Origin of the sequence: Enterobacter sp. SM3, from assembly GCF_009811935.2 — a bacterium.
GTDB classification, from domain to species: domain Bacteria; phylum Pseudomonadota; class Gammaproteobacteria; order Enterobacterales; family Enterobacteriaceae; genus Enterobacter; species Enterobacter asburiae_D.
In genome coordinates this window covers 4847039-4870618 of the sequence record NZ_CP099971.1, presented here as the reverse complement: position 1 = coordinate 4870618, position 23580 = coordinate 4847039, and the positions used below count along the sequence as shown (strand labels likewise).

Genomic DNA, 23580 nt, shown 5'->3' with positions numbered 1-23580 from the left:
AATATTCATGATTGTTGGCGCACATCGACATGACCCTGTGCAAAAGGGTGATGTGCGAACCGCTATCTGCGGTTATACCCGGCCAGGATCGCTGGATCCCGATCGGGACCGCGGATCATAGCCTAAACTGAGCCAGAGATCTTCTGTTTCTCACAGATTCTTCCCGATTTATCCACAGGAAGATCCGAAACCGGGTAAGTGTAAACGATCCTGGCGCGAGTGCCCCGCGATTTAGTCCGCATATTGGAAAAATTAATGAGCACAGACAATTTATTGCTTAAATGATCTAACGAAGATCCGGGACGATCCTTGCGCTTTATCGTCGAGCCCGTATAATCCTCGACCCGGCGCGTGATGCTCATCTTCCTGCGTCGTCCGTTGCTCATTTTCCACGCGAAAACGTGCGGAAATACGCGGGAAATAAGGAAAGAGAATTGACTCCGGAGTGTACAATTATTACAATCCGGCCTCTTTAATCACCCACGCTGAGGCGTTAGTCGTTCGAAACTCGTTCGGGTATACGCAAAAGTCAGTGAATTTATTCAAGTTTAGGTAGAAATCGCCATGAAACGCACTTTTCAACCGTCTGTACTGAAGCGCAACCGTTCTCACGGCTTCCGTGCTCGTATGGCTACTAAAAATGGTCGTCAGGTTCTGGCACGTCGTCGTGCTAAAGGCCGCGCTCGTCTGACCGTTTCCAAGTAATAAAGCTAACCCCTGAGTGGTTAAGCTAGCATTTCCCAGGGAGTTACGTTTGTTAACTCCCGCTCATTTCACTTTCGTCTTCCAGCAGCCACTACGGGCTGGCACGCCGCAAATTACCATCCTCGGCCGCCAAAATTCGCTGGGGCATCCCCGCATCGGTCTCACAGTCGCCAAGAAAAATGTTAAACGTGCGCATGAACGCAATCGGATTAAACGTCTGACGCGTGAAAGCTTCCGTTTACGTCAGCACGAACTGCCTTCAATGGATTTCGTGGTGGTGGCGAAGAAAGGGGTTGCCGACCTCGATAACCGTGCTCTCTCGGAAGCGTTGGAAAAATTATGGCGCCGCCACTGTCGCCTGGCTCACGGGTCCTGATAGCCCTCATCCGGGTCTATCAACGCCTGATTAGTCCGCTACTCGGGCCGCACTGCCGTTTCACACCAACATGCTCAAGCTACGGAATTGAGGCATTGCGCAGGTTTGGAGTGATAAAAGGCAGTTGGTTGACGGTGAAACGCGTATTAAAATGCCACCCTTTACACCCCGGTGGAGACGACCCCGTCCCCCCAGGACCCTTTGATACCAGAGAACACTAACGATGGATTCGCAACGCAATCTTCTTATCATCGCTTTGTTGTTCGTGTCTTTCATGATCTGGCAGGCATGGGAGCAGGATAAAAATCCTCAACCCCAGCAGCAGACCACGCAGACTACGACCACCGCAACGGGTAGCGCCGCCGACCAGGGCGTACCGGCCAGTGGCCAGGGGAAACAGATTACGGTTAAGACCGATGTGCTTGAGCTGACAATCAACACCCGTGGTGGTGATGTTGAGCAGGCGCTGCTGTTGACCTACCCGAAAGAGCTGAAGTCTAACGAACCGTTCCAGTTACTGGAAACCACGCCTGAGTTTATCTACCAGGCGCAGAGCGGCCTGACCGGTCGTGATGGCCCGGATAACCCGGCTAACGGTGCGCGTCCACTGTATACCGTCGAGAGCGACACTTTTGTACTGGCTGATGGCCAGAACGAACTCGCAATCCCGATGACGTACACCGACGCCGCAGGCAACACCTTCACCAAAACCTTCACTCTGAAACGCGGTGAATATGCGGTGAACGTGGGCTACAGCGTACAGAACGCCAGTGCGAAACCGCTGGAACTGTCGACCTTTGGCCAGCTGAAGCAGTCCATCAATCTGCCGTCTCACCGTGACACCGGAAGCAGCAACTTTGCGCTGCATACTTTCCGTGGCGCGGCGTACTCCACGCCAGACGCGAAGTATGAGAAATACAAATTCGACACCATTGCCGATAACGAAAACCTGAACGTCAGCGCTAAAGGCGGTTGGGTGGCAATGCTGCAGCAGTATTTCGCTACTGCGTGGGTGCCAAATAACGACGGTACCAACAACTTCTATACCGCGAACCTGGGTAACGGTCTTGCAGCCATCGGCTACAAATCTCAGCCGGTTCTGGTTCAGCCGGGTCAAACCGGTAAGATGGCAAGCACCCTGTGGGTCGGCCCGGAAATTCAGGACAAAATGGCCGCTGTTGCGCCGCACCTGGATCTGACCGTCGATTACGGTTGGTTGTGGTTCATCTCTCAGCCGCTGTTTAAGCTGCTGAAGTTCATCCACAGCTTCCTGGGTAACTGGGGCTTCTCCATCATCGTTATCACCTTCATCGTTCGTGGCATCATGTACCCGCTGACTAAAGCGCAGTACACCTCCATGGCGAAGATGCGTATGCTGCAGCCGAAGATTGCGGCGATGCGTGAGCGTCTGGGCGATGACAAACAGCGTCAGAGCCAGGAAATGATGGCCCTGTATAAAGCAGAGAAAGTAAACCCACTGGGTGGTTGCTTCCCGCTGCTGATTCAGATGCCAATCTTCCTTGCGCTGTACTACATGCTGATGGGTTCCGTTGAGCTGCGCCACGCGCCGTTCGCCCTGTGGATCCATGACCTGTCCGCACAGGACCCGTACTACATCCTGCCGATCCTGATGGGCGTGACGATGTTCTTCATCCAGAAGATGTCGCCGACCACCGTGACCGACCCGATGCAGCAGAAGATCATGACCTTTATGCCGGTCATCTTCACCGTGTTCTTCCTGTGGTTCCCGTCAGGTCTGGTGCTGTACTATATCGTCAGCAACCTGGTGACCATCATCCAGCAGCAGCTGATTTACCGTGGTCTGGAAAAACGTGGCCTGCATAGCCGCGAAAAGAAAAAGTCCTGATCCGTTAAGTTAACGCTAAAATAAGGGCGGTCGATTGACCGCCTTTTTTATTTGTATTGAACGAGACCAACCATGAGCCATAACGACACTATCGTCGCCCAGGCAACCCCACCGGGACGCGGTGGTGTAGGCATTCTGCGTATCTCCGGCCTGAAGGCACGTGAGGTGGCCGAAGCGGTGCTGGGTAAACTGCCAAAGCCGCGCTACGCTGATTACCTGCCGTTTAAGGACACCGACGGCACCCCGCTGGACCAGGGCATTGCGCTGTGGTTCCCCGGCCCGAACTCCTTTACCGGCGAAGACGTGCTGGAGCTGCAGGGCCACGGCGGCCCGGTTATCCTCGACCTGCTGTTAAAACGTATTCTGACCCTGCCTGGCCTGCGCATTGCGAAACCGGGCGAGTTCTCCGAGCGTGCTTTCCTCAACGACAAGCTCGACCTGGCGCAGGCCGAAGCGATTGCAGACCTGATCGACGCCAGTTCTGAACAGGCGGCACGCTCCGCGCTTAACTCGCTGCAGGGGGCATTCTCCGCCCGCGTAAATCACCTTGTGGAAGCACTTACTCACCTGCGGATCTACGTGGAAGCGGCTATCGACTTCCCGGATGAGGAGATCGACTTCCTCTCTGACGGTAAAATCGAAGCGCAGCTCAACCAGGTGATGAACGATCTCGACGCCGTGCGCGCCGAAGCGCGTCAGGGCAGCCTGCTGCGTGAAGGGATGAAGGTGGTGATTGCCGGACGCCCTAACGCCGGGAAATCGAGCCTGCTGAACGCCCTGGCGGGCCGTGAAGCGGCGATCGTGACGGATATCGCCGGCACCACCCGCGACGTGCTGCGCGAGCATATCCACATCGACGGGATGCCGCTGCATATTATCGACACCGCGGGTCTGCGCGATGCCAGCGACGAAGTGGAACGCATCGGTATCGAACGCGCCTGGCAGGAGATCGAGCAGGCCGACCGCGTGCTGTTTATGGTGGACGGCACCACGACCGACGCCGTTGACCCGGCGGAGATCTGGCCTGACTTCATCGCCCGTCTTCCGGCTAAGCTGCCAATCACCGTGGTGCGCAACAAAGCGGACGTCACCGGCGAAACGCTGGGCATCAGCAATGTGAACGGTCACTCACTGATTCGCCTTTCAGCGCGTACCGGTGAAGGCGTTGACGACCTGCGTAACCATCTCAAGCAGAGCATGGGCTTTGACACCAGCATGGAAGGCGGCTTCCTGGCGCGTCGTCGTCACCTGCAGGCGCTGGAAGAGGCGGCGAACCACCTTGTTCAGGGGAAAGCGCAGCTGATCGGCGCGTGGGCGGGCGAGCTGCTGGCGGAAGAGCTGCGTCTGGCGCAGCAGAATCTGAGCGAGATCACCGGCGAGTTTACGTCGGACGATCTGCTGGGAAGGATCTTCTCGAGCTTCTGTATTGGTAAATAATTGGAAACCACGCGTATTTAACTTATACGCGTGGTTTTTAAAAATTCATTCATCGAATTAGCCTTATTAAGTTAATTAATACACCCACCAAATATTAAATAAAAAAGCCCACAAACATGCTATTAATTAATAGCGCGAGTAGGTATATTATAATTTCCGCACCATATATTTATTCATGCAGTGAATTATAAACAAGGGCTTATTATGTTTAAATCCACAGGCCTTTATTTCACTTGTCAGGTTGGTAACCTTTCAGATGACACCCTGGCAGTTACCGATTTTTCAATGACAGAAGGGCTCTCCGAACTCTTTACCCTTTCAGTCACATTAGCCAGCACACGTGACGACATCAACGTTCACGAGTATTTACTCCAGCCGGTTTCGTTTACCATTACGGTCGATGGCGTCGATCAGAGAATAATTAATGGTGTTGTTAGCGCTTTCGAACAAGGGGATACGGGTTTCCACCGAACATATTATTACCTCACCGTGAGACCAGCACTTTGGGTCCTGAGCCTAAACCAGGACAGCCGTATTTTTCATAAAAAGTCGGTCCCGCAATTGCTTGATGAGTTAATTCAGCCTTTCTGCGTTCAGGGTCGCAATCTGATGATGAAAGAAAGTCATCCGGTTCATGAATACGTTACCCAAAAACGTGAATCTTCATGGGAATTTTTCAACCGACTGGCTTCCCAGGAAGGTATTACCTACTGGTTCGATCAGGAAGGCCTCTGCTATAGCGACTGCCGTCTGGCAATGCATAATGTTGCAACACTGGCCTATAACCCACATCCGGCATCGTCACTACGTGACAACATTGTTTCCCATTGGCGGGCAGGCGCCGCAATGCAGCCGCTGGAAACTATCCATAAAGACAGAAACTACCACAATCCAGCGAATCCTATGCGCGCCAGCCGCGCATCCGCAGCTAAGACCGGTAGCGGCACAATGTACTCAGCTTTTGAAAGCTATGGTCGCTTTCAGGAGGATGGCGAAGGTCGTTCTACGGTTCAGTATCGAATGGATCGTTTTGAGGCCGGAATGCGTACAGGCTGTGGTCGCACCAACTGCGCTCTGTTAATGCCCGGAGCCATTTTTACACTGGAAGATCACCCAGCAGACGCCATGAATGGCGATTGGCAAGTAATTACAACACAGATGCAGGGAAAAATGCCAGAGGCTGCAGAGGAAGAGGGAAGCGGCGGCGGCACCACACTCATTTGCGATTTCACGTTTATCCCAGGTAATACCCAATGGCGTCCGCCTTATCGTTACAAACCGTTGGCGGATGGTGACGAAGTGGCGACGGTTGTCGGTCCAGAAGGCGAAGAGATTTACGTTAATGAGGACGGCTGCGTCCGGGTTCACTTTCACTGGGACCGCTATAATCCAGCCGATGAAAATGCCTCTTGTTGGATCCGCGTAGCGCAGGGCTGGAACGGAAGCGGATTCGGTATGATGGCAATTCCCCGCATTGGACAGGAGGTGATTGTCTCTTACCTCAACGGAGATATTGATCGTCCTATCATCACGGGTTTCACCTATAACGGTATTAACCGTCCTCCCTACGAACTGCCTACTAACAAAACGAAAATGGTGATTCGCAGTAAAACCCATAAGGGGGACGGCTATAACGAGATTTCATTTGAAGATAACGCTGGTCAGGAGCAGCTTTTCATGAGAGCTCAAAAAGACCTGATGGGCCGCGTAGAAAACGACGCACAGTGGCATATCGTACGCGATCAGCACATCAAAATTGAACGAGACCAGATCACCGAACTGACACGCGATCGTCACGAGAGCATATCAGGGGAATGGCGTAGCAAGGTGGAAGGTGAAGTGTCCCAGGAAATGGGGCGTAGTCTGAACCAGAAAGTCGCGAAGTCACTTATCAGTGAGGCAGGACAAGAGATCCACTATAAAGCGGGAAGCAAGGTGGTGATTGAAGCCGGTATGGAACTCACACTGAAAGCAGGCGGCATGTTCCTGACCATCAATCCTTCCGGTATATGTATGACAGGGCCGGTACGAATCAATGGTGGAGTTGCTGGCAATGGCTCTGCGCTGCGGTTATTACGTCCTGGGGTACCGCTGCAGATCCCGCAATCTCCAGCACTGTCTCCCGCCCAACTGGAAACATTCCAGGCTGAGGCACCGTACTGTGAAGAGTGTGAAAAATGCAAGGATGGTCTTTGCGATATTAGTGAAAGTTCACCTCATGATGAGGTTGCTCAGCACGCTTAATCTAGTCAAAAAAAGCGATGAAAAAGACTCAATTATTACGCTAATCATTGCTTATAACTCTCAACTTTTTGGAGCAGTGACTTTTGGAGATCATTCAGATCTACATGTTTCAATATCAGAAAAAGATCAGGTAAAGGCGTATTTATTTGATCCCGGTGGGAGTTATTTGGAAGGACGAAGAGGTTCTGGTGCATTTTTTAGTGAAACAGTTTTATAACAATGGTGCAAGATTATGTACATTAATTTAATATTAATTTTCATAGCGCAAATGAAATTCATACTAAACATGGAGTTCATATATCTTTTCACAAAACTATCACAATATTGCTTTTCCTATGCCACCATATTTAACACATTTATTTTCCTGTTTATTTTTTTATTCTTAAAAACCAATCTAATCACAAAAAAAAACAATAATTTTAATTCCATTGACTTTTGGGATTGACCTTTTTACAGGAATGCTATCACACTATTTATCTGGAATATACTTCAAGAGATATCAAGTAAATTATGGGGTTTTATTACTTTCCAGAGACTACATGACTATATTCCTGACATCATGGGGCTGGGCAATCTTCCCATTATTAAGCATTCCCATTAAAAATTTAAAGAAAACCTTCAGTAAAAAGGAATTTTAAACGAAAGAGTTTAGCAACATAGATAAAGGGATAAGAAATGGATGACAATTCAATGTGTATTCAACAGTGGTTAAATTCATCATGGGTGCCGGGATCTTCTCTCTGGGCGATTGTCACCAGGACCAATGGTGCTCCGGGTCTTAAAGCCTGGTACGAACTCGATGGCTCTGCAACGCCAGCTGGACTTTACAGGGGCACCGCATATGAGCAATGGCATGCCGTTCAGCCTCTGCTGATTAAGGTCGGGCGCTACAGCCCTTTCCTGCAGTGGGTAGAAAAAACAGATTCCTCACTCTGGGGATGGTTAGCCATCTCTCATTTAAATGAAAAAGCCATTACCGATCATTTGCGCGCCCTTACACAAATAATTTTACCTGATGGTAACACCGTTTTTTTTCGCTACTGGGACGGCCGCTTTCTGCTTACGCATATTTCATGGTCGCTTAAGGAATGGCAGAAAGTTCTGCCTGTCTTTAGCAGCTATTGGATCAACGGAACGACAGTGGATACCGAGGTCAACTCAGATATCCCTGTTCGCCATTCTCCATGGTGGAAAGTTCCTCAGGGGCTTATTGATTTACTGAATAATCAACACTCTCCGGCTGCGGTCGCCAATGTCGTCCAGTGGCTAAAGGAAACAAACCCGTCTCTTTACGCGCAATATTCGCCCCAACAGATTACTCATAAAATAGCGCTGCTTTACGGCCATGTTCATTCGCTCTCCCTCAGCAAACAAGACCAAAGCGAGTTACTTAAAAAGACTCTACTGGCTGACCTTTCTCCTCTCACTCACGGATGACATATATGGGCGCGGAAATCCTGCTTGCCGGCTATGTCGCTGGTATTGAGAACGAGCTTTCTCTTTTTAAAAACAATGAACTCATCACTCAGGAGTACCGGCAGTTCGTGCGCGAGTGGGCGCGCGCCAGCCATGTTTCCGGCATGCTGGGTGGCCCCACGCTGGAGATGGAACGCATTATTGCCCTGAATGGCAGGGAAACCGTTGTCGATGACGATGACGGCAGGGCGCTCAGCGCGGCGATTGTCTGCCCGAAAAACCGCACCCTTACCGTGGTCCTCAGGCACCAGTCGATAACCGACCTGCCTGTCCCGGACGCCAGTATTGAGCTGTATGAAACCCCCTCGTTTGCCCCTGACAAACGGGTTGACGTAAAAATAACGGATGAAAGCGGCACGGCCGTTTTTACTGACCTGAAGGCAGGTAAAAGCTATTACGCCCGGGCCGTCGATCCGGCGCTGGAAGCGCACAACGACGCCCTGCTGGCGGCCTATGACGAACTTTCCCGACAGCAATACGACGTCCTGGCAGCCCGGTGGGATGAATACCGTCCGCACTGGACGCGCAATGCCATTACGGACGGCCTGTCCGCTGCTTTCAGTGAAGGGTTATTCAGTTCGCTGACCGACCTCTGGAGCGACATCAAGCTGGCCTGGAATATCATCTCCAGCCCGGCACCGTATCTGAGAGATATCGCAGATGCCCTCACGCAGGCCGGCGAATGGGTGTCCGGCCTCACGCTTCCGGATTTTTCAGGGGCCCTTGAGGCCAACAAGGCGCGCGCCCGTCAGCTGATGGCGCTGTTTAACGATGAAGCTGCCCTGTATCTGCTCACCCGCGCCACCCTGCTGCGCCTGCGAATGTATCCCTGGGGACAACTGCTCACCCCCCTGGCCGAATTTGCGGGGGAAATCCTTTCCGGTCTGGTATTCGGGGCGCTGCTGACCCTGGTTACCGGTCCAGGAGGCCCGGCTTTTCTGGCGTATAAAGTGGTGCGAATGCTGACGCGCTACGGCCCCCGCCTCGGACGAACGATCCGGACCTTATGGCAGGCGCTGACTGACATCATGAAGGACATGGTCAGCGTCATGTCCGGTTTTCTGGACAACCATGGCGCCATTAACCATCAGCGCCAGAGCAATGCCCGGCTGGGGATCAATCATGAAACCGAACTGGGTACCAGCCGTCACACCGAAATCGGCCTGAAAACCCGCGAGGAAAGTTCTCCAGCCACGGACCCCGGCGGCAACCCGACGAAAAATACCGACGCCTGCGATACGGACGGCTGCCCGGTATCCTTGATCAACGGGGAAGAGCTGCTGGCGCTGACGGATTTCACGCTGCCCGGCACCGTCCCGTTCAGTATTGGCCGGCAGTACCGCACCACGGCGGTTGAGGAGGCGTCAACGCTCGGGTATGGCTGGCGGCATACGCTCGATCATCGCCTCACCTTTACCGACAGCCATATTCTGTGGCGGGACCATGAGAACGTCACCCTGCGCCTGCCGCTACCGGACTCCACGATCCCCGTCTCCCGTAACCCGCTGGCCGGTGCCAGGGCCTGGTGTGATAACGCAGAGAATACTTTCGTACTGAGCGCGCCATCGCTGAATGGCTGGCTGATGCATGTGGTACGGTCTGCGGACAGCCCTCAGGGGCGCGTGAGCGGATTTTCCCGCCAGCGTCAGCGCTGGCAGGTGGAATACGAAGGGGAATTACCCGTCAGGCTGGTCAGCACGGCGGGGATGCTGCTGCATCTGAACTACCGCGAACACGCCAGGGGACCGCGGCTGAGTTCACTGGTGTTCGAAAACACGCGCCTGGACATGGCGCGTGGTGCCGTGACGGTGATGCGCTACGACCACGATGACGAGGGACGCCTCTGCCTGGCCAGGGCACCGGGACAGGAGGCCGAACGCTACCACTACCGGGACGATCATCTTTTTACCTGCCGCGAGCTGCCCGGCGGGGCGAAATTTTACTGGGCGTGGTCCGGTTCGGGTAAACAGGCCCGGGCCGTACGCCACTGTAGCAGCCTTCCGGGCCTGTCCCGGGAGTATATCTGGCAGGCCGGCGGGCGCGTCACGGTTCGCCACGAAGACGGCGCGGAAGAGCACTGGCGGCACGATCCGGAGACCGCCCGGCTGCTCGAACAGACCGGTGCGGACGGTGCCACCACCCGATATGAATATGATACCCGGGGCAACCTTGTCTCGCTGACCGATCCGTCGGGCGCGGTAACCCGCTGGCGTCATAACCGTGACGGCCAGGTCACGGAGGAAAGCCTGCCGGACGGGCAAATTATTCGTCGCCATTACAGCGCGAGCCGCTGTACTGAGCAGATTATCTACAGCGCTGACGGGCTGGCAAAACAGCGGGAGCGCTGGCGTTACGACGCTGACGGATGCCTGCTGGCATCGACCGACGCCGAAGGAAACACCCTGCGCTATCGCTGGTCGGAAGAAGGCGCGCGGGTCGCAACGGAATGGGCGGACGGAAGTAATGAAACCCGTCAGGTTAACGCCGCGGGCCTGGTGATACGTCAGAAAGACCGCACGGGAAAAGTGACCGCCTTTCGCTACGACCTGCTGTGCCGGCCCGTCTGGCAGGGCAACCCTGAGACCGGAAAAGGGGAGCAGATCCTCCGGGACGACGCGGGCAATCCGGAGCGCATTATCCATGAGGACGGCAGCGAGCGCAGATGGACGTGGAACGGTGACGGCCAGCTGCTGACGGAGCAGGATGAAGCGGGGCATATCACCCGCTACAGCTATCTCCCCGGCACCGGGCTGCTGAGCGAAATCATTTACCCTGATAATACCCGGGAGACGTACCGGTACGACCTTCGTACGGGACAGGTCACTGAGATCGCTGACGGCAGCGGCCAGCGCTGGCTGCTGCGTTACACCCGCACCGGTCTTCTGGCAGAGGAGATCCGGGTCGACGGGATCCGTCTGTGCCGGGACTATGACGCCTGTGGCAGGCTCATCACCCTGCGGGAATATGACCTCAGCGGCAGAGAGGAGCAGGTGCGTGTCACCCGCCTGACGCGGGATGTGTCCGGGCGGATCGCGGAGAAAATACTGCCTGACGGGAAAAAAATCCGCTACGCCCGGGACGGTTTCGGCCGGCTGACGTCAGCAGACGACGGTGAGTGGCCGCTCGCATGGCAGTATGACCGCCGCGGGCTGCTGACTGCCGAGCATCAGGGACCGGCAAGCACGTACTATCAGCGGGATGTCACCGGCGCCCTGACCGCCATGCGTCTGCCGGACGGGCGGACCGTGTCGTGGCAGCGCCAGCGTGGCCAGATAACCCATACCGCCCTGGACGCGCAGACGCTGGTCCGTCATGCGTGGCGAAACGGCGCGGAGCACATCCGGGACGGCGGGACGTTTCGCCAGCATTTCGCCCGTGACGCCCGCGATCGTCTGGTCCGTCAGTCCGTCGTGACGGCGGACAACCGCACCGTCAGAGCCCGGGAATATACTCCGGACGCCCGGAGTCTGATTTCGCGCATCACCGACACCGCCACCGGGGAATGGCACTTCAGCCATGACGAGCGGGAGCGTCTGGCCGCCACCGCATTCACGCCGCACCGGGTGGACGGACTCATGTCATGGCAGGAGTCCTTCACGCACGATGCCGCCGGCAACCTGACCGGCCCCCTGACGGTCACTTCCGGCAATCGCCTGACGCGCGCCGGGAACACCCGCTATGAATACGACGGCTACGGCAACCGCATTCTTGAGGTGACCGGCAGCGAGGAGCATCACTACACCTGGGACACGCAGCACCGCCTGACCGGCTACCGCTGCCGGGTGCGGGGCCAGGAGACCGCGCATTATCGTTATCAGTACGATGCCCTGGGGCGCCGTATCCTGAAGGAGGATTTACTTGCCCGCACCGCCCGCCGCTTTTTCTGGCAGGGAGAGCGCCTGCTCGGCGAGTGTGATGCCGGACGCTTCTGGCCCGGCAGGCTGCCGGATAATCCGCAGCTGCAGGAGGCACTCCGCGATGCGTCCTGCCGGGTGTGGCTGTATGAGGATGAACATGACTTCCGCCCGCTGCTCATGCTCTGCGGACGGGAGGCGAACGCCGGGGTGTATCACTACGTCTGCGACCACCTCGGCACGCCGCTTGAGCTGCGCGATGTCCGGGGCGGCGTCGTGTGGTCAGCCATGCTGCGCAGCTATGGTCAGGTGCATCATGCTGATACTGCTGGGATAAATCAGCCGCTGCGCTTTCAGGGGCAGTATCATGACGCGGAAAGTGGGTTATACTACAACAGGCACCGGTATTACGATCCGGGCGTGGGGCGGTACCTGAGTCCGGACCCGGTGGGGCTGGATGGTGGGCTGAATCTGTATGCGTACGTGCCGGATCCTCTGGGGTGGGTTGATCCTTTAGGTCTGACAGCTTGCCCCAAAAATGTAAAAACCTTACTAGAAGGGCCTCAAGGAACTGTTATCACAGTTAAATCAAAGCAGGAAGCCCATGATTTATTAATGGAGGTGTTCCCTGATGCCCAAAAAGTTAGAGGGATCGGTTCACAAGATGCGACTGGTATTAGAAAAAAACATAAGATGGAACAATTTAAGAAAAGAGATGGTACCGTCCGTTATAGGAAGGATTACCCAATTGATTCCAATACTGGTCGTGTATATGGCCATGATGATCCTAAAGGAACCGGGCATGGTTCTTTGCCTCATATAAATATTAAACGTTCTGATGGAACAATGGTGAGGATCGATATAGATGGTTGAATTATCTTTGAAAAAACTAACGATTGCAATAGAAAAAGGTAAGGTTAGAGGTTTTGATGAAATAAGGAAAATTAATGGTATAAATTATTTCTTTCAATATGCACTTAAAAAGCAGGGTGAGAAATACAGTACCTATCTTTTCAGTGTGCCGGAAGAAAAAATAGAACTAATTGAAGATTATGCAACGGAAGAAATTAATATATTCTCTAATATAGAAGATGCTTTCAATTATTTTAAATTACAAGGCGTTGATATTGTAAGGTTTTCTTCTATCCGTGGGGGGGTACCTTTTTAGAGGGGAGCAAAGCTGGGTAAAAAATCTAATCTTCCTAGCCTTCGTGCAAATTGCCAAATTTACCAGAATATGGCAGTACAGTATGAACTATGACGTAGTAGTTTCAGGGAGGTACGAGAAAAATTGGTAGTATGATCCGTCGATCGGGTAGTTTTGCAGTCCTGACCCGTTGGGGCTGGCGGGGGATTAAACCCGTACTCGTAAGTGCCGAACCCGTTAAGCTGGATCGATCCTCTTGGTTTAAAATACAGTTGTCCTTCTGTAAAACTAAACAGAAAATTAAGCGCATTAGAAAGAGCTCAAAAGAACGCTTCAGCCATGACGAGCGGGAGCGTCTGGCCGCCACCGCATTCACGCCGCACCGGGTGGACGGACTCATGTCATGGCAGGAGTCCTTCTCGCACGATGCCGCCGGCAACCTGACCGGCCCCCTGACGGTCACTTCCGGCAATCGCCTGACGCACGCCGGGGACACCCGCTATGAATACGACGGCTACGGCAACCGCATTCTTGAGGTGACCGGCAGCGAGGAGCATCACTACACCTGGGACACGCAGCACCGCCTGACCGGCTACCGCTGCCGGGTACGGGGTCAGGAGACCGCGCATTATCGTTATCAGTACGATGCCCTGGGGCGCCGTATCCTGAAGGAGGATTTACTTGCCCGCACCGCCCGCCGCTTTTTCTGGCAGGGAGAGCGCCTGCTCGGCGAGTGTGATGCCGGACGCTTCTGGCCCGGCAGGCTGCCGGATAATCCGCAGCTGCAGGAGGCACTCCGCGATGCGTCCTGCCGGGTGTGGCTGTATGAGGATGAACATGACTTCCGCCCGCTGCTCATGCTCTGCGGACGGGAGGCGAACGCCGGGGTGTATCACTACGTCTGCGACCACCTCGGCACGCCGCTTGAGCTGCGCGATGTCCGGGGCGGCGTCGTGTGGTCAGCCATGCTGCGCAGCTACGGTCAGGTGCATCATGCTGATACTGCAGGGATAAATCAGCCGCTGCGCTTTCAGGGGCAGTATCATGACGCGGAAAGTGGGTTATACTACAACAGGCACCGGTATTACGATCCGGGCGTGGGGCGGTACCTGAGTCCGGACCCGGTGGGGCTGGATGGTGGGCTGAATCTGTATGCGTACGTGCCGGACCCGCTGGGGTGGATCGATCCGTTAGGGCTTACTGGATGTAGTGCTCTATTTAAGTCGAGAAATGAAGCGTTCAGGGCTGCGAAAAGGGATACCGGTATTCCAATGAATCAACAACCAGATAGAATATTCAATCCTAAAACTGGATTTTATGGTGATCATAGAAATGTACCAATGACTGACTCTAGAAAAAACCCTATTATTGATAGTAACGGCAATCAAGTCTGGACAAGAGAATATCAATTTACCAAAACTGATGAAAGTAAAATTGTCATTCAAGATCATTCAGCTGGACACTCTTATCCTAACGGAATCGGAGATCAAGGTCGCCATTTAAATATAAGACCGATTGAAAATACTCTCACAGGTTCAGTCCCTGATACATTGGATCATTATGAATTTTGAGGGTGGTTGTATGAATTGGAATGAACTTAATGGTAATGCATTGTTTAATAATGTTTTTTCAAAGCCCGTTAAAGTAAACGAAATCGATATTTTTGATATCAAAATAGATCGCGAAGCTGCCACTGTAATAATATCTTTTGATCTTGTTAATGAGTTGCCAGATAATCCTCCCCAAAAATGGGTTAAAGGTTATAACAGATGTAGATGTGGCATAAATTGTAGTGGAGTAAGGTATTTAAAAATAGAGGGTATGTCGACTGATATGCCAGCAAAAATAGAAATAGAAAAAAACACGGGTAGTAGTGAGGTTATAATAAAGGGATCTGATATTTTTTTAAATCTGAAGTGCTCCCATATACAACTGATGGGACCCTCTGTATATATCAGTCAATAAAACAAAAGCCGGTGAAAATTTAAACTTCCCGGCTTTTTATTATTTAACTCTCATTCAGCACGCTAAACACGGCGTTCATAATTTCCTTAACTACCTGTTTAGCCTGATAAAGCTGTTCGCGCAGCACCTGCAACTAGCCACCGTCCACCGTCCACCGTCCACCATCCACCATCCACCATCCACCATCCACCATCCACCATCCACCATCCAACATCCACCATCAACATAATACCCCCTCCGAAATCTTCACACTCACGCCCGTTCAGATCTCAAATCCCGCGTCCGGCAGCGAGTTGTCCATAAGGGACATACTGGGCATGCTTGAGCATTCAGTTGGAATTTTGGAAAAAATCACATCTGAAAGAATATCTATTCACACTCAAAAATAATTTTATTCATGTCCTCTCAGTAAATTAAAATAACCTGTAACAGGTTGCCTGATATATATCAGGCACAATTCTGAATTTGCGTAAAATTATTTTCCTGATCGCACCCACCTAATAATATCAACATATGCAGGGATCATTTCCACAGCCTGCGGTAGCTATCACCAGGTTCTCAGTTCGTTCTGATTTTCCACTACCGTTGTCTTATTACTTGCGGGGTGACGGCAAAAAATTCAGTGCCGGGCGGCTGATTAGCGCTGGCGTTGGTGGATAGCCAGTGTCATGGAACTATGACTGGCGTCCCCGGAATCTGCTGTCGCGCATCACCGACAACGCCACCGGGGAATGGCACTTCAGCCATGACGAACGGGAGCGTCTAACCGCCATTGCTTTCACGCCGCGCCGGGTGTGGCTGTATGAGGATGAACATAAGTCGAGAAATGAAGCATTCAGGGCTGCGAAAAGTGATGAAATATATCAGGCACAATTGAGAGTTTATGGGCAACAGCATCTTTACGATCCTTAACCGATATCTAAATTAATCATTAAGCAATTTCCTCCCAGGAAATCACCATTGTCCAAATGGCAACTCGCCTAATCCCTTTTCACCCCCTATCCTGCATGCCTGCATCTATGGGGGGTTTATGGCGCGTTTTCTGTTTTGTAGTTTCGCATTAGTTCTGCTTTATCCGTCTGGTATTGATATGTATCTGGTGGGATTGCCCCATATCGCCCGCGATCTGGGTGCCAGCGAAGCGCAGCTGCACATCGCGTTTTCGGCCTACCTTGCGGGGATGGCGTCGTCTATGGTGTTTGCCGGAAAGATCGCGGATAAGGCAGGCCGTCAGCCTGTCGCCATAAGGGGTGCCATCATTTTTGCCCTGGCCTCTCTTCTCTGCTCACAGGCGCAGAACAGCACCGTGTTCCTGTCAGGCCGCTTCATTCAGGGCATTGGAGCCGGTGGCTGTTACGTCGTCGCTTTTGCCATTTTGCGAGACACCCTAAGCGCCCAGCGTCGCGCGAAGGTGCTGTCGATGCTGAACGGCATTACCTGCATCATCCCGGTGCTGGCCCCGGTCGTGGGATATCTGATCATGCTGAAATTCCCGTGGCAGAGCCTGTTCTGGACCATGGCGGCGATGGGCGCGCTGGTGTTTATCCTGTCCATCGCCGTGCTGAAAGAGACCCACCCGGGCTCGCAGAATACCGGTCATACCCCAACGATTCACCCAGCCGAGAAGCTGCTTAACCGCTTTTTCCTCAGTCGTCTGGCCGTGACCACGTTAAGCGTGGCGGTGATCCTCACTTATGTAAACGTTTCCCCGGTTTTACTGATGGAAACCATGGGCTTCGATCGGGGTGAGTATTCAACGGTGATGGCATTAACCGCCATGGTCAGTATGGCGGTCTCGTTCTCCACCCCGTTTGCGCTAAATGTTTTCAGCCAGCGCGCGTTGATGCTGACCTCACAGGTTTTATTCCTCACGGCTGGCGTGCTTCTGGCGACCACCAGCTCACATGCGGTGATGCTGGTGGGAATTACCCTCATTTGTGCCGGGTTCTCGGTTGGCTTTGGCGTGGCGATGAGTCAGGCGCTTGGCCCCTTCTCGCTTCGGGCAGGCGTGGCAAGCTCGGTGCTGGGGATAGCGCAAGTCTGCGGCTCGTCGCTGTGGATTTGGCTGGCGGCGGTCATCGGGCTTAACGCGCTGAATATGCTGATCGGGGTTCTGATTGGCTGTAGCATACTGTGCATCACCTTACTTATGGTCATCCGGCCCGCGGCGCATTATGAAGAAGCCCATCAGCAGTCTCGATCTTAATCTCTTGCTTTGCCTGCAGCTTTTGCTGCAGGAGCGCAGCGTCACCAAAGCGGCGAAGCGGATGAACGTGACGCCCTCGGCGGTGAGTAAATCACTGGCCAAGCTGCGTGACTGGTTTGACGACCCGCTGTTTGTCAAAACGCCGTTAGGGCTGCTGCCAACCCCGCTGACGGTAAGCCTGGAGCAGGATCTGGCGGAGTGGATGCAAATCGGCAACCAGATCCTCGATAAATTCCACCATGATTCGCCAGGCGGGCTAACGTTCGTGCTGGCCGCCGAAACGCCGTTGATGCTGATCCGCTTTAACACCCTGCTGGAGCAGGTAAACCAGCGCTATCCGCAGGCGACGGTGAAGATGCGTCACTGGGATTACGACTCGCTGGATGCCATTACGCGTGGGGAGGTCGATCTTGGCTTTACCGGCCGAGAAACACATCCGCGCTCTCGCGAGCTGCTGAAGCTGTTGCCGTGGTTTATCGACTACGAGATCCTGTTCAGCGACCGTCCGTGCGTGTATCTGCGTGAGGATCACCCCGCGCTTCAGGATGAATGGAACCTCGAAACCTTCCTGCGCTATCCGCATATCAGTATCTTCTGGGAACGTAGCGACACCTGGGCGCTGGACGAAGTGCTAAAGGAGATGGGTCGAGAGAGAAATATTGCCATGTGCGTGCCGGGCTTTGAGCAGTCGATGTTTATGGCAGCGCAGCCCGGGCATAACTATATCGCCACGGCTCCGCACTACTGTCATCACTACAATCAACTCCACCAGCGGAAGCTGATCGCGCTGCCTATTCCCATTGACGAAGCGCAGGCTGAAAAGCTTACCGTTCCCTTCACGCTGATCTGGCATAAACGGAACAGCCATAATCCGAAAATCCTCTGGCTGCGGGAGACCATCAAGGCGCTGTACGGTGCCAGCGATCCAATTTTTGCCTAAGAAAATGTAAAGTTCGGTCCTAAGGCTTCTCTTACTCCCATTTACTGATTAAAACAGGAGTCAAGTTAAGCGATAATCATGTAACCGTTTAACCGATTACGACCATTATCAAGGAGCGAAAAATGGCTACGCACTTTGCAAGAGGGATACTTACGGAAGGACGTCTCGTATCGGCAAGAATTTCTTCAGCCTGTCACAGTGAAGCACTCACTCTCCCGGAGCACCGCAGAACGCGGTTTTTAGCGTCCAGAGCGCTTCTCGCAGAACTGCTGTTTATGCTGTACGGCACCAGCGAGCTGCCGGACATCATTACCCAACCCGAAGGCCGCCCGGTCTTTGCCGACCCGGATCTCCCTCGTTTTTCGATTGCCTACGCGGGCAATATCATTGGCGTCGCGCTGACCACCGAAGGGGATTGTGGGCTCGACATGGAGCTTCAGCGCGCGACGCGCAGCTTCCATGGCGGTAATGCGCATGAAGACTATCCGCTCTCCAGCAATGAGAAGCTGTGGGTCCGCAACCAGAACGACCCTGTCGAAGCCAGAGCCCAGCTCATTACCTTGCGCCAGAGCATTCGCAAGCTTTGTGGATGCGCCTCAGACGACGCCAGCCTGCTGCAGCTGCTGCCAGGCTCCGGGCGTCTGCGTGCCACTCAGGCCACGCTGGTAGAGGCGCTCAGTGACGCAGAGGATGTGCTCATTTGGTCCATTGCGGTTACCCCCGCCATCGAACGCATGAAAATCTGGGAATTTGACAGTCAACAGGGATGGCGTAGCCTTCCTGATGTGCCCGAGCGCGCCAACGAGCCCGCCGCACGCCTGATGCGTTTAACCAGTTTACCGGCAGAAAAAGCATTCACCCTTAGCTGATCCAATCAGGGTCATCATGATGAAACAGGAGTAATCATGTCTGATACGTTGAAAGTAGTTACGTTACTGGGAAGCCTGCGCAAAGGTTCATTTAACGGGATGGTTGCCCGCACGCTGCCACAGCTGGCACCGGCAGGAATGGAAGTTAGCGCCCTGCCGTCTATTGGCGATATTCCGCTGTATGATGCGGATGTCCAGCAGGAAGAAGGGTTCCCGCAGAGCGTTGAGGCGCTGGCAGAGCAGATCCGCCAGGCCGACGGTGTGGTCATCGTCACGCCAGAGTATAACTACTCGGTTCCGGGTGGCCTGAAGAATGCCATCGACTGGCTGTCCCGTTTGCCCGAGCAGCCGCTGTCAGGCAAACCGGTGCTGATCCAGACCAGCTCAATGGGCGCGATTGGCGGCGCGCGCTGCCAGTATCATCTGCGCCAGATCCTGGTATTCCTGGATGCGATGGTCATGAACAAGCCGGAATTTATGGGTGGTGTGATTCAGAACAAGGTCGACCCGCAAACGGGTGAAGTGGTGGATCAGAGCACGCGCGATCATCTGTCTGGCCAGCTGACGGCGTTTGGGGATTACATTAAGCGGGTTAAAGCCTGATAAAAAAGCCCGGTGGCGCTAGCGCTTACCGGGCCTACACTCGTCAGTAGGTCAGGTAAGCGAAGCGCCACCTGACACCACAAACCGCACCTTAGTGCGCGTCAATAAACACAATCTTCAGCACAAACAGCAGCGCCACAACAATCACGCATGGGCTGAGGTCGCGGAAGCGGCCGGTGCCGATCTTCATTACGCAGTAAGAGATAAAGCCCAGCGCGATGCCTTCGGTAATCGAGAAGCTGAACGGCATCATCACGGCGGTAATAAACGCCGGCACCGCTTCGGTTAAATCATCCCACTTCACGCGTGACAGGCTGGAGGTCATCAGCACACCCACATAGATCAGCGCGCCGGCTGCCGCATACGGTGGAACCATACCCGCCAGCGGAGAGAGGAAGATCACCAGCAGGAACAGAATACCCACGACCACCGCCGTCAGGCCGGTACGGCCGCCCACAGACACGCCGGAAGAAGATTCAATGTACGCGGTAACGGAGGAGGTTCCGATAAAAGCACCGGTCACAGAGGAGACGCTGTCCACAAACAGCGCCTGCTTCATGCGCGGGAATTTCCCTTTATCATCCGCCAGACCCGCTTTGTCGGTCACGCCAATCAGCGTGCCGGAGGAGTCAAACAGGTTGACCAGCATGAAGGAGAAAATCACGCCCGCCAGGCCCAGGTTCAGGGAACCCGCCAGATCGACGTGACCAATCACGGTAGAGACGCTCGGTGGCGCGGAGACGATACCGTTATAGTGAACGTCGCCCAGCATCCAGCCCAGCAGGGTGGTGACCACGATGGACACCAGCACCGCAGCGTGAATATTGCGGGAAGCCAGGATCGCGATGATAAAGAAGCCCAGCACGCCCAGCAGCACGTTATGAGAGGTCAGGTGACCGATGCTCACCAGCGTATCCGGGTTCGCCACGATAACGCCGGCGTTTTTCAGTCCCATCATACCGATGAACAGACCAATACCGCTGGTGATGCCCACGCGCAGGCTCACTGGAATGTTTGCAATCATCCAGTAACGCACGCGGAAAATGGTCAGCAGCAGCAGGCCGACCGCGCCCCAGAAGATGGCGCCCATGCCAACCTGCCACGGCAGACCCATCGCCTGAACGACCACGAACGCGAAGAACGCATTCAGGCCCATCGCCGGTGCCAGCGCAACCGGCAGGTTAGCGAACACACCCATCAGAATGCTGCCAAGGGCCGCAATCAGGCAGGTGGTTACAAAGACGGCGCTGGTATCCATGCCAGCAACGCCCAGAATTTGAGGGTTCACAAAAACGATATAGACCATCGTCAGGAAGGTGGTGAAACCAGCGATCACTTCGGTGCGTGCCGTTGTGCCGTGCTCGCGCAGTTTGAAAACGCGCTCAAGCAGACCCTGACCAGACGTCTGGGTAGTGTGTTGTTGACTCATCATCAATTTCCGAACAAGGAGGAAAAATTCGTCGCTATCCTATACCAAAATGCGACAATAGTGGCGGTTACGTGATACTTTTTTCATTGATTTTGCTTATACGGCAACGATTGCGTCCCGGTGAACTGCCGGACGTAAACGTTAAACTTGTTAAAAGGGAAAAGCATGTCCGGAATTGAAGCGGTATTTTTCGACTGCGACGGTACGCTGGTCGACAGTGAGGTCATTTGTTCCCGCGCGTATGTCACTATGTTCCAGGAATTTGGCATTACGCTGGAACTCGAAGAGGTGTTTAAACGCTTTAAGGGCGTGAAGCTCTACGAGATCATCGACATCATTAACGAAGAACACGGTGTGGATCTGGCGAAAGCGGATCTGGAACCGGTTTACCGCGCCGAGGTCGCACGCCTGTTCGACTCAGAGCTGGAGGTTATCCCCGGGGCTAACGCGCTGCTGGATGCGATGACGGTGCCAATCTGCGTCGTCTCTAACGGCCCGGTCAGCAAAATGCAGCACTCGCTGGGTAAGCTTGAGATGTTGCACCATTTTCCTGAAAAACTGTTCAGCGGCTACGATATCCAGCGCTGGAAGCCAGACCCGGCGCTGATGTTCCATGCGGCAAAAGCGATGAACGTTAACGTAGAGAACTGCATTCTGGTGGATGACTCATCTGCGGGCGCGCAGTCGGGGATTGATGCGGGGATGGAGGTGTTTTACTTCTGCGCCGATCCGCACAACAAGCCGATCGATCATCCCAACGTGACGACCTTTACCGATCTGGCGCAGTTGCCTGAATTGTGGAAAGCACGCGGGTGGGATATTACTCGCTGAAAAAACAAAGCCGGATGGCGCTAACGCTTATCCGGCCTACAGGGCTCGTAGGCCCGGTAAGCGCAGCGCCACCGGGCATATTTCCGCTGATCACTCTTTCGGATCTTTACCCGCCAGCAGCTTGTCCAGCTCGTCGCCGCCCACGTGACGGAAGTCCTGACCTTTCACGAAGTAGAAAATGTATTCGCAAATGTTCTGGCAGCGGTCGCCGATACGCTCGATGGAGCGCGCGCAGAACAGGGCAGTCAGTACGCTTGGGATCGTACGTGAATCTTCCATCATATAGGTCATCAGCTGACGCACGATGCCTTCATACTCCTGGTCGACCTTCTTGTCTTCACGGTAGATACGCACCGCTTCGTCCAGATCCATACGCGCAAAGGCATCCAGCACGTCGTGCAGCATCTGCACGGTGTGGCGGCCCAGCGACTCCAGGCTCACCAGCAGCGGCTGGTGCTGCTGAGAGAACTTCTCCAGCGCGGTGCGGCAGATTTTATCCGCAACGTCACCAATACGCTCCAGCTCGGCGATGGTTTTGATGATCGCCATCACCAGACGCAGGTCGCTCGCCGTCGGCTGACGTTTCGCGATAATACGCACGCAGGCCTCGTCGATAGCGACTTCCATCATGTTGACGTTTTTGTCGCCTTCAATGACGCGCTTCGCCAGCTCGCTGTCCTGGTTGTGCATTGCCGTAATCGCATCAGAAAGCTGCTGCTCAACCATGCCACCCATGGTCATCACCTGCGTGCGGATGCTTTCCAGCTCTGCGTTGAACTGGCCTGAAATGTGTTTATTAAGATTGAGGTTGTCCATGGTTTCTCCACATGCACTAAGGCAAATCAACCGTAGCGGCCAGTAATATAATCTTCGGTTTGTTTCTTCGCGGGCCTGGTGAACAGCGCGTCCGTATCGCTGAACTCAATCAACTCGCCCAGGTACATAAACGCAGTGTGATCGGAACAACGTGCAGCCTGCTGCATGTTATGGGTCACGATAACCACGGTGTAATCCTGCTTCAGCTCGGTGATCAGCTCTTCAATACGGCCGGTTGAGATCGGGTCCAGCGCTGAACACGGCTCATCCAGCAGCAACACTTCCGGGCGAATAGCAATACCGCGCGCAATGCACAGACGCTGCTGCTGGCCACCGGAGAGAGAGTAACCGCTCTGGTGCAACTTATCTTTGGTTTCGTTCCATAATGCGGCCTTGGTCAAAGCCCACTGCACGCGCTCGTCCATATCGGCACGGGAGAGCTTTTCGAACAGACGCACGCCAAAGGCGATGTTGTCATAAATGGACATCGGGAACGGCGTTGGTTTCTGGAACACCATCCCCACTTTGGCGCGCAGCAGGGCAATATCCTGAGCCTGGGTCAGAATGTTTTCACCGTCCAGGATGATTTCCCCTTCAGCGCGCTGCTCCGGATAGAGCGAATACATTTTGTTAAAGGTACGCAGCAGCGTGGATTTTCCACAGCCGGACGGACCGATAAATGCCGTGACCTGGTTCTTTGCGATATCCAGGTTGATGTTCTTCAGGGCATGGAATTTGCCGTAGTAGAAGTTCAAATCACGAACCTGAATCTTACCCGGGGCAGTATCAACCATACTCATTGACTCATTTCCTCA

Annotated in this window: 21 protein-coding genes; 18 read left to right on the top strand and 3 right to left on the bottom strand. The window is 54.0% G+C overall.

Annotated elements, in window-relative coordinates; genetic code table 11:
• The first annotated feature begins 564 nt into the window (after positions 1 to 564).
• The 17 genes from rpmH to GVO84_RS22750 all read left to right on the top strand — a co-directional run bounded on the left by rpmH (position 565) and on the right by GVO84_RS22750 (position 19689).
• Positions 565 to 705, top strand: coding sequence for a 50S ribosomal protein L34 (rpmH, locus tag GVO84_RS22830; protein ID WP_000831330.1), 141 nt, complete (start codon positions 565 to 567; stop codon positions 703 to 705).
• A 16-nt stretch (positions 706 to 721) separates the two neighbouring features.
• The gene (gene rnpA / locus GVO84_RS22825; RefSeq protein WP_032640303.1) at positions 722 to 1081 is read left to right on the top strand and encodes a ribonuclease P protein component; all 360 of its coding nucleotides are present in this window, start codon (positions 722 to 724) and stop codon (positions 1079 to 1081) included.
• Positions 1045 to 1302, top strand: a complete 258-nt coding sequence (gene yidD / locus GVO84_RS22820; RefSeq protein WP_001307474.1) for a membrane protein insertion efficiency factor YidD — start codon at positions 1045 to 1047, stop codon at positions 1300 to 1302. The genes rnpA and yidD overlap by 37 nt, the downstream gene beginning before the upstream one ends.
• A gap of 2 nt (positions 1303 to 1304) precedes the next feature.
• The gene (gene yidC / locus GVO84_RS22815; protein ID WP_159515183.1) at positions 1305 to 2948 is read left to right on the top strand and encodes a membrane protein insertase YidC; all 1644 of its coding nucleotides are present in this window, start codon (positions 1305 to 1307) and stop codon (positions 2946 to 2948) included.
• A 72-nt stretch (positions 2949 to 3020) separates the two neighbouring features.
• Positions 3021 to 4385, top strand: coding sequence for a tRNA uridine-5-carboxymethylaminomethyl(34) synthesis GTPase MnmE (mnmE, locus tag GVO84_RS22810; RefSeq protein WP_159515182.1), 1365 nt, complete (start codon positions 3021 to 3023; stop codon positions 4383 to 4385).
• 204 nt (positions 4386 to 4589) lie between these two features.
• Complete coding sequence (locus tag GVO84_RS22805; protein ID WP_159515181.1) at positions 4590 to 6629, top strand: type VI secretion system Vgr family protein; 2040 nt, start codon at positions 4590 to 4592, stop codon at positions 6627 to 6629.
• Positions 6604 to 6846 carry a hypothetical protein gene (locus GVO84_RS22800; RefSeq protein ID WP_159515180.1) on the top strand — a complete coding sequence of 81 codons (243 nt, stop codon included), beginning with the start codon at positions 6604 to 6606 and terminating at the stop codon, positions 6844 to 6846. Before GVO84_RS22805 ends, GVO84_RS22800 begins: the two co-directional genes overlap by 26 nt.
• A 458-nt stretch (positions 6847 to 7304) precedes the next feature.
• Positions 7305 to 8066 (top strand): DUF4123 domain-containing protein, encoded by a 762-nt coding sequence (locus GVO84_RS22795; protein ID WP_159515179.1) that lies wholly within the window; start codon positions 7305 to 7307, stop codon positions 8064 to 8066.
• Between the two features lie 5 nt (positions 8067 to 8071).
• A complete protein-coding gene (locus GVO84_RS22790; protein WP_159737316.1) occupies positions 8072 to 12832 on the top strand; it encodes an RHS repeat-associated core domain-containing protein in 4761 nt (1586 codons plus the stop codon).
• Entirely contained in the window at positions 12825 to 13127 is a 303-nt protein-coding gene (locus GVO84_RS22785) for a hypothetical protein (protein ID WP_159515177.1), read from the top strand. The genes GVO84_RS22790 and GVO84_RS22785 overlap by 8 nt, the downstream gene beginning before the upstream one ends.
• 131 nt (positions 13128 to 13258) lie before the next feature.
• Positions 13259 to 14677, top strand: coding sequence for an RHS repeat-associated core domain-containing protein (locus GVO84_RS22780; protein ID WP_236545902.1), 1419 nt, complete (start codon positions 13259 to 13261; stop codon positions 14675 to 14677).
• Positions 14678 to 14687: 10 nt separating this feature from the next.
• The gene (locus tag GVO84_RS22775; protein WP_159515176.1) at positions 14688 to 15071 is read left to right on the top strand and encodes an immunity 50 family protein; all 384 of its coding nucleotides are present in this window, start codon (positions 14688 to 14690) and stop codon (positions 15069 to 15071) included.
• A 663-nt stretch (positions 15072 to 15734) separates the two neighbouring features.
• A complete protein-coding gene (locus GVO84_RS22770) occupies positions 15735 to 15983 on the top strand; it encodes a hypothetical protein (RefSeq protein WP_159515175.1) in 249 nt (82 codons plus the stop codon).
• A 118-nt stretch (positions 15984 to 16101) separates the two neighbouring features.
• Positions 16102 to 17277: an MFS transporter gene (locus GVO84_RS22765; RefSeq protein WP_159515174.1), complete on the top strand. Its 1176-nt coding sequence runs from the start codon at positions 16102 to 16104 to the stop codon at positions 17275 to 17277.
• On the top strand, positions 17246 to 18217 hold the full coding sequence (gene yidZ, locus GVO84_RS22760) for an HTH-type transcriptional regulator YidZ (RefSeq protein ID WP_159515173.1): 972 nt from the start codon (positions 17246 to 17248) through the stop codon (positions 18215 to 18217). Before GVO84_RS22765 ends, yidZ begins: the two co-directional genes overlap by 32 nt.
• A gap of 122 nt (positions 18218 to 18339) precedes the next feature.
• Entirely contained in the window at positions 18340 to 19086 is a 747-nt protein-coding gene (locus tag GVO84_RS22755) for a 4'-phosphopantetheinyl transferase family protein (protein ID WP_063145549.1), read from the top strand.
• Between the two features lie 36 nt (positions 19087 to 19122).
• Positions 19123 to 19689 carry an NADPH-dependent FMN reductase gene (locus tag GVO84_RS22750; RefSeq protein ID WP_121423352.1) on the top strand — a complete coding sequence of 189 codons (567 nt, stop codon included), beginning with the start codon at positions 19123 to 19125 and terminating at the stop codon, positions 19687 to 19689.
• A gap of 91 nt (positions 19690 to 19780) precedes the next feature.
• On the opposite strand, the gene adeP is transcribed toward GVO84_RS22750, so the two are convergent.
• A complete protein-coding gene (adeP, locus tag GVO84_RS22745) occupies positions 19781 to 21118 on the bottom strand; it encodes an adenine permease AdeP (protein WP_159515688.1) in 1338 nt (445 codons plus the stop codon).
• A 165-nt stretch (positions 21119 to 21283) separates the two neighbouring features.
• Here adeP and yieH point away from each other — a divergent pair, with 165 nt between their 5' ends.
• A complete protein-coding gene (gene yieH, locus GVO84_RS22740; RefSeq protein ID WP_159515172.1) occupies positions 21284 to 21949 on the top strand; it encodes a 6-phosphogluconate phosphatase in 666 nt (221 codons plus the stop codon).
• Positions 21950 to 22039: 90 nt separating this feature from the next.
• Here yieH and phoU read toward each other — a convergent pair whose 3' ends face one another.
• Positions 22040 to 22765, bottom strand: a complete 726-nt coding sequence (phoU, locus tag GVO84_RS22735) for a phosphate signaling complex protein PhoU (RefSeq protein WP_008500182.1) — start codon at positions 22763 to 22765, stop codon at positions 22040 to 22042.
• 26 nt (positions 22766 to 22791) lie between these two features.
• Positions 22792 to 23565 (bottom strand): phosphate ABC transporter ATP-binding protein PstB, encoded by a 774-nt coding sequence (gene pstB / locus GVO84_RS22730; RefSeq protein ID WP_010426574.1) that lies wholly within the window; start codon positions 23563 to 23565, stop codon positions 22792 to 22794.
• Positions 23566 to 23580: the final 15 nt, after the last annotated feature.

Excerpts from the sequence above, each read along its gene's own strand:
- GVO84_RS22790 (WP_159737316.1), top strand. The coding sequence starts at position 8,072 with ATGGGCGCGGAAATCCTGCTTGCCGGCTATGTCGCTGGTATTGAGAAC.
- pstB (WP_010426574.1), bottom strand. The coding sequence starts at position 23,565 with ATGAGTATGGTTGATACTGCCCCGGGTAAGATTCAGGTTCGTGATTTG.
- GVO84_RS22785 (WP_159515177.1), top strand. The coding sequence starts at position 12,825 with ATGGTTGAATTATCTTTGAAAAAACTAACGATTGCAATAGAAAAAGGT.
- GVO84_RS22775 (WP_159515176.1), top strand. The coding sequence starts at position 14,688 with ATGAATTGGAATGAACTTAATGGTAATGCATTGTTTAATAATGTTTTT.
- GVO84_RS22795 (WP_159515179.1), top strand. The coding sequence starts at position 7,305 with ATGGATGACAATTCAATGTGTATTCAACAGTGGTTAAATTCATCATGG.
- GVO84_RS22780 (WP_236545902.1), top strand. The coding sequence starts at position 13,259 with ATGATCCGTCGATCGGGTAGTTTTGCAGTCCTGACCCGTTGGGGCTGG.
- GVO84_RS22800 (WP_159515180.1), top strand. The coding sequence starts at position 6,604 with ATGATGAGGTTGCTCAGCACGCTTAATCTAGTCAAAAAAAGCGATGAA.
- GVO84_RS22750 (WP_121423352.1), top strand. The coding sequence starts at position 19,123 with ATGTCTGATACGTTGAAAGTAGTTACGTTACTGGGAAGCCTGCGCAAA.
- GVO84_RS22755 (WP_063145549.1), top strand. The coding sequence starts at position 18,340 with ATGGCTACGCACTTTGCAAGAGGGATACTTACGGAAGGACGTCTCGTA.
- yidC (WP_159515183.1), top strand. The coding sequence starts at position 1,305 with ATGGATTCGCAACGCAATCTTCTTATCATCGCTTTGTTGTTCGTGTCT.
- rpmH (WP_000831330.1), top strand. The coding sequence starts at position 565 with ATGAAACGCACTTTTCAACCGTCTGTACTGAAGCGCAACCGTTCTCAC.
- yieH (WP_159515172.1), top strand. The coding sequence starts at position 21,284 with ATGTCCGGAATTGAAGCGGTATTTTTCGACTGCGACGGTACGCTGGTC.
- adeP (WP_159515688.1), bottom strand. The coding sequence starts at position 21,118 with ATGAGTCAACAACACACTACCCAGACGTCTGGTCAGGGTCTGCTTGAG.
- yidZ (WP_159515173.1), top strand. The coding sequence starts at position 17,246 with ATGAAGAAGCCCATCAGCAGTCTCGATCTTAATCTCTTGCTTTGCCTG.
- mnmE (WP_159515182.1), top strand. The coding sequence starts at position 3,021 with ATGAGCCATAACGACACTATCGTCGCCCAGGCAACCCCACCGGGACGC.
- phoU (WP_008500182.1), bottom strand. The coding sequence starts at position 22,765 with ATGGACAACCTCAATCTTAATAAACACATTTCAGGCCAGTTCAACGCA.
- GVO84_RS22765 (WP_159515174.1), top strand. The coding sequence starts at position 16,102 with ATGGCGCGTTTTCTGTTTTGTAGTTTCGCATTAGTTCTGCTTTATCCG.
- yidD (WP_001307474.1), top strand. The coding sequence starts at position 1,045 with ATGGCGCCGCCACTGTCGCCTGGCTCACGGGTCCTGATAGCCCTCATC.
- GVO84_RS22805 (WP_159515181.1), top strand. The coding sequence starts at position 4,590 with ATGTTTAAATCCACAGGCCTTTATTTCACTTGTCAGGTTGGTAACCTT.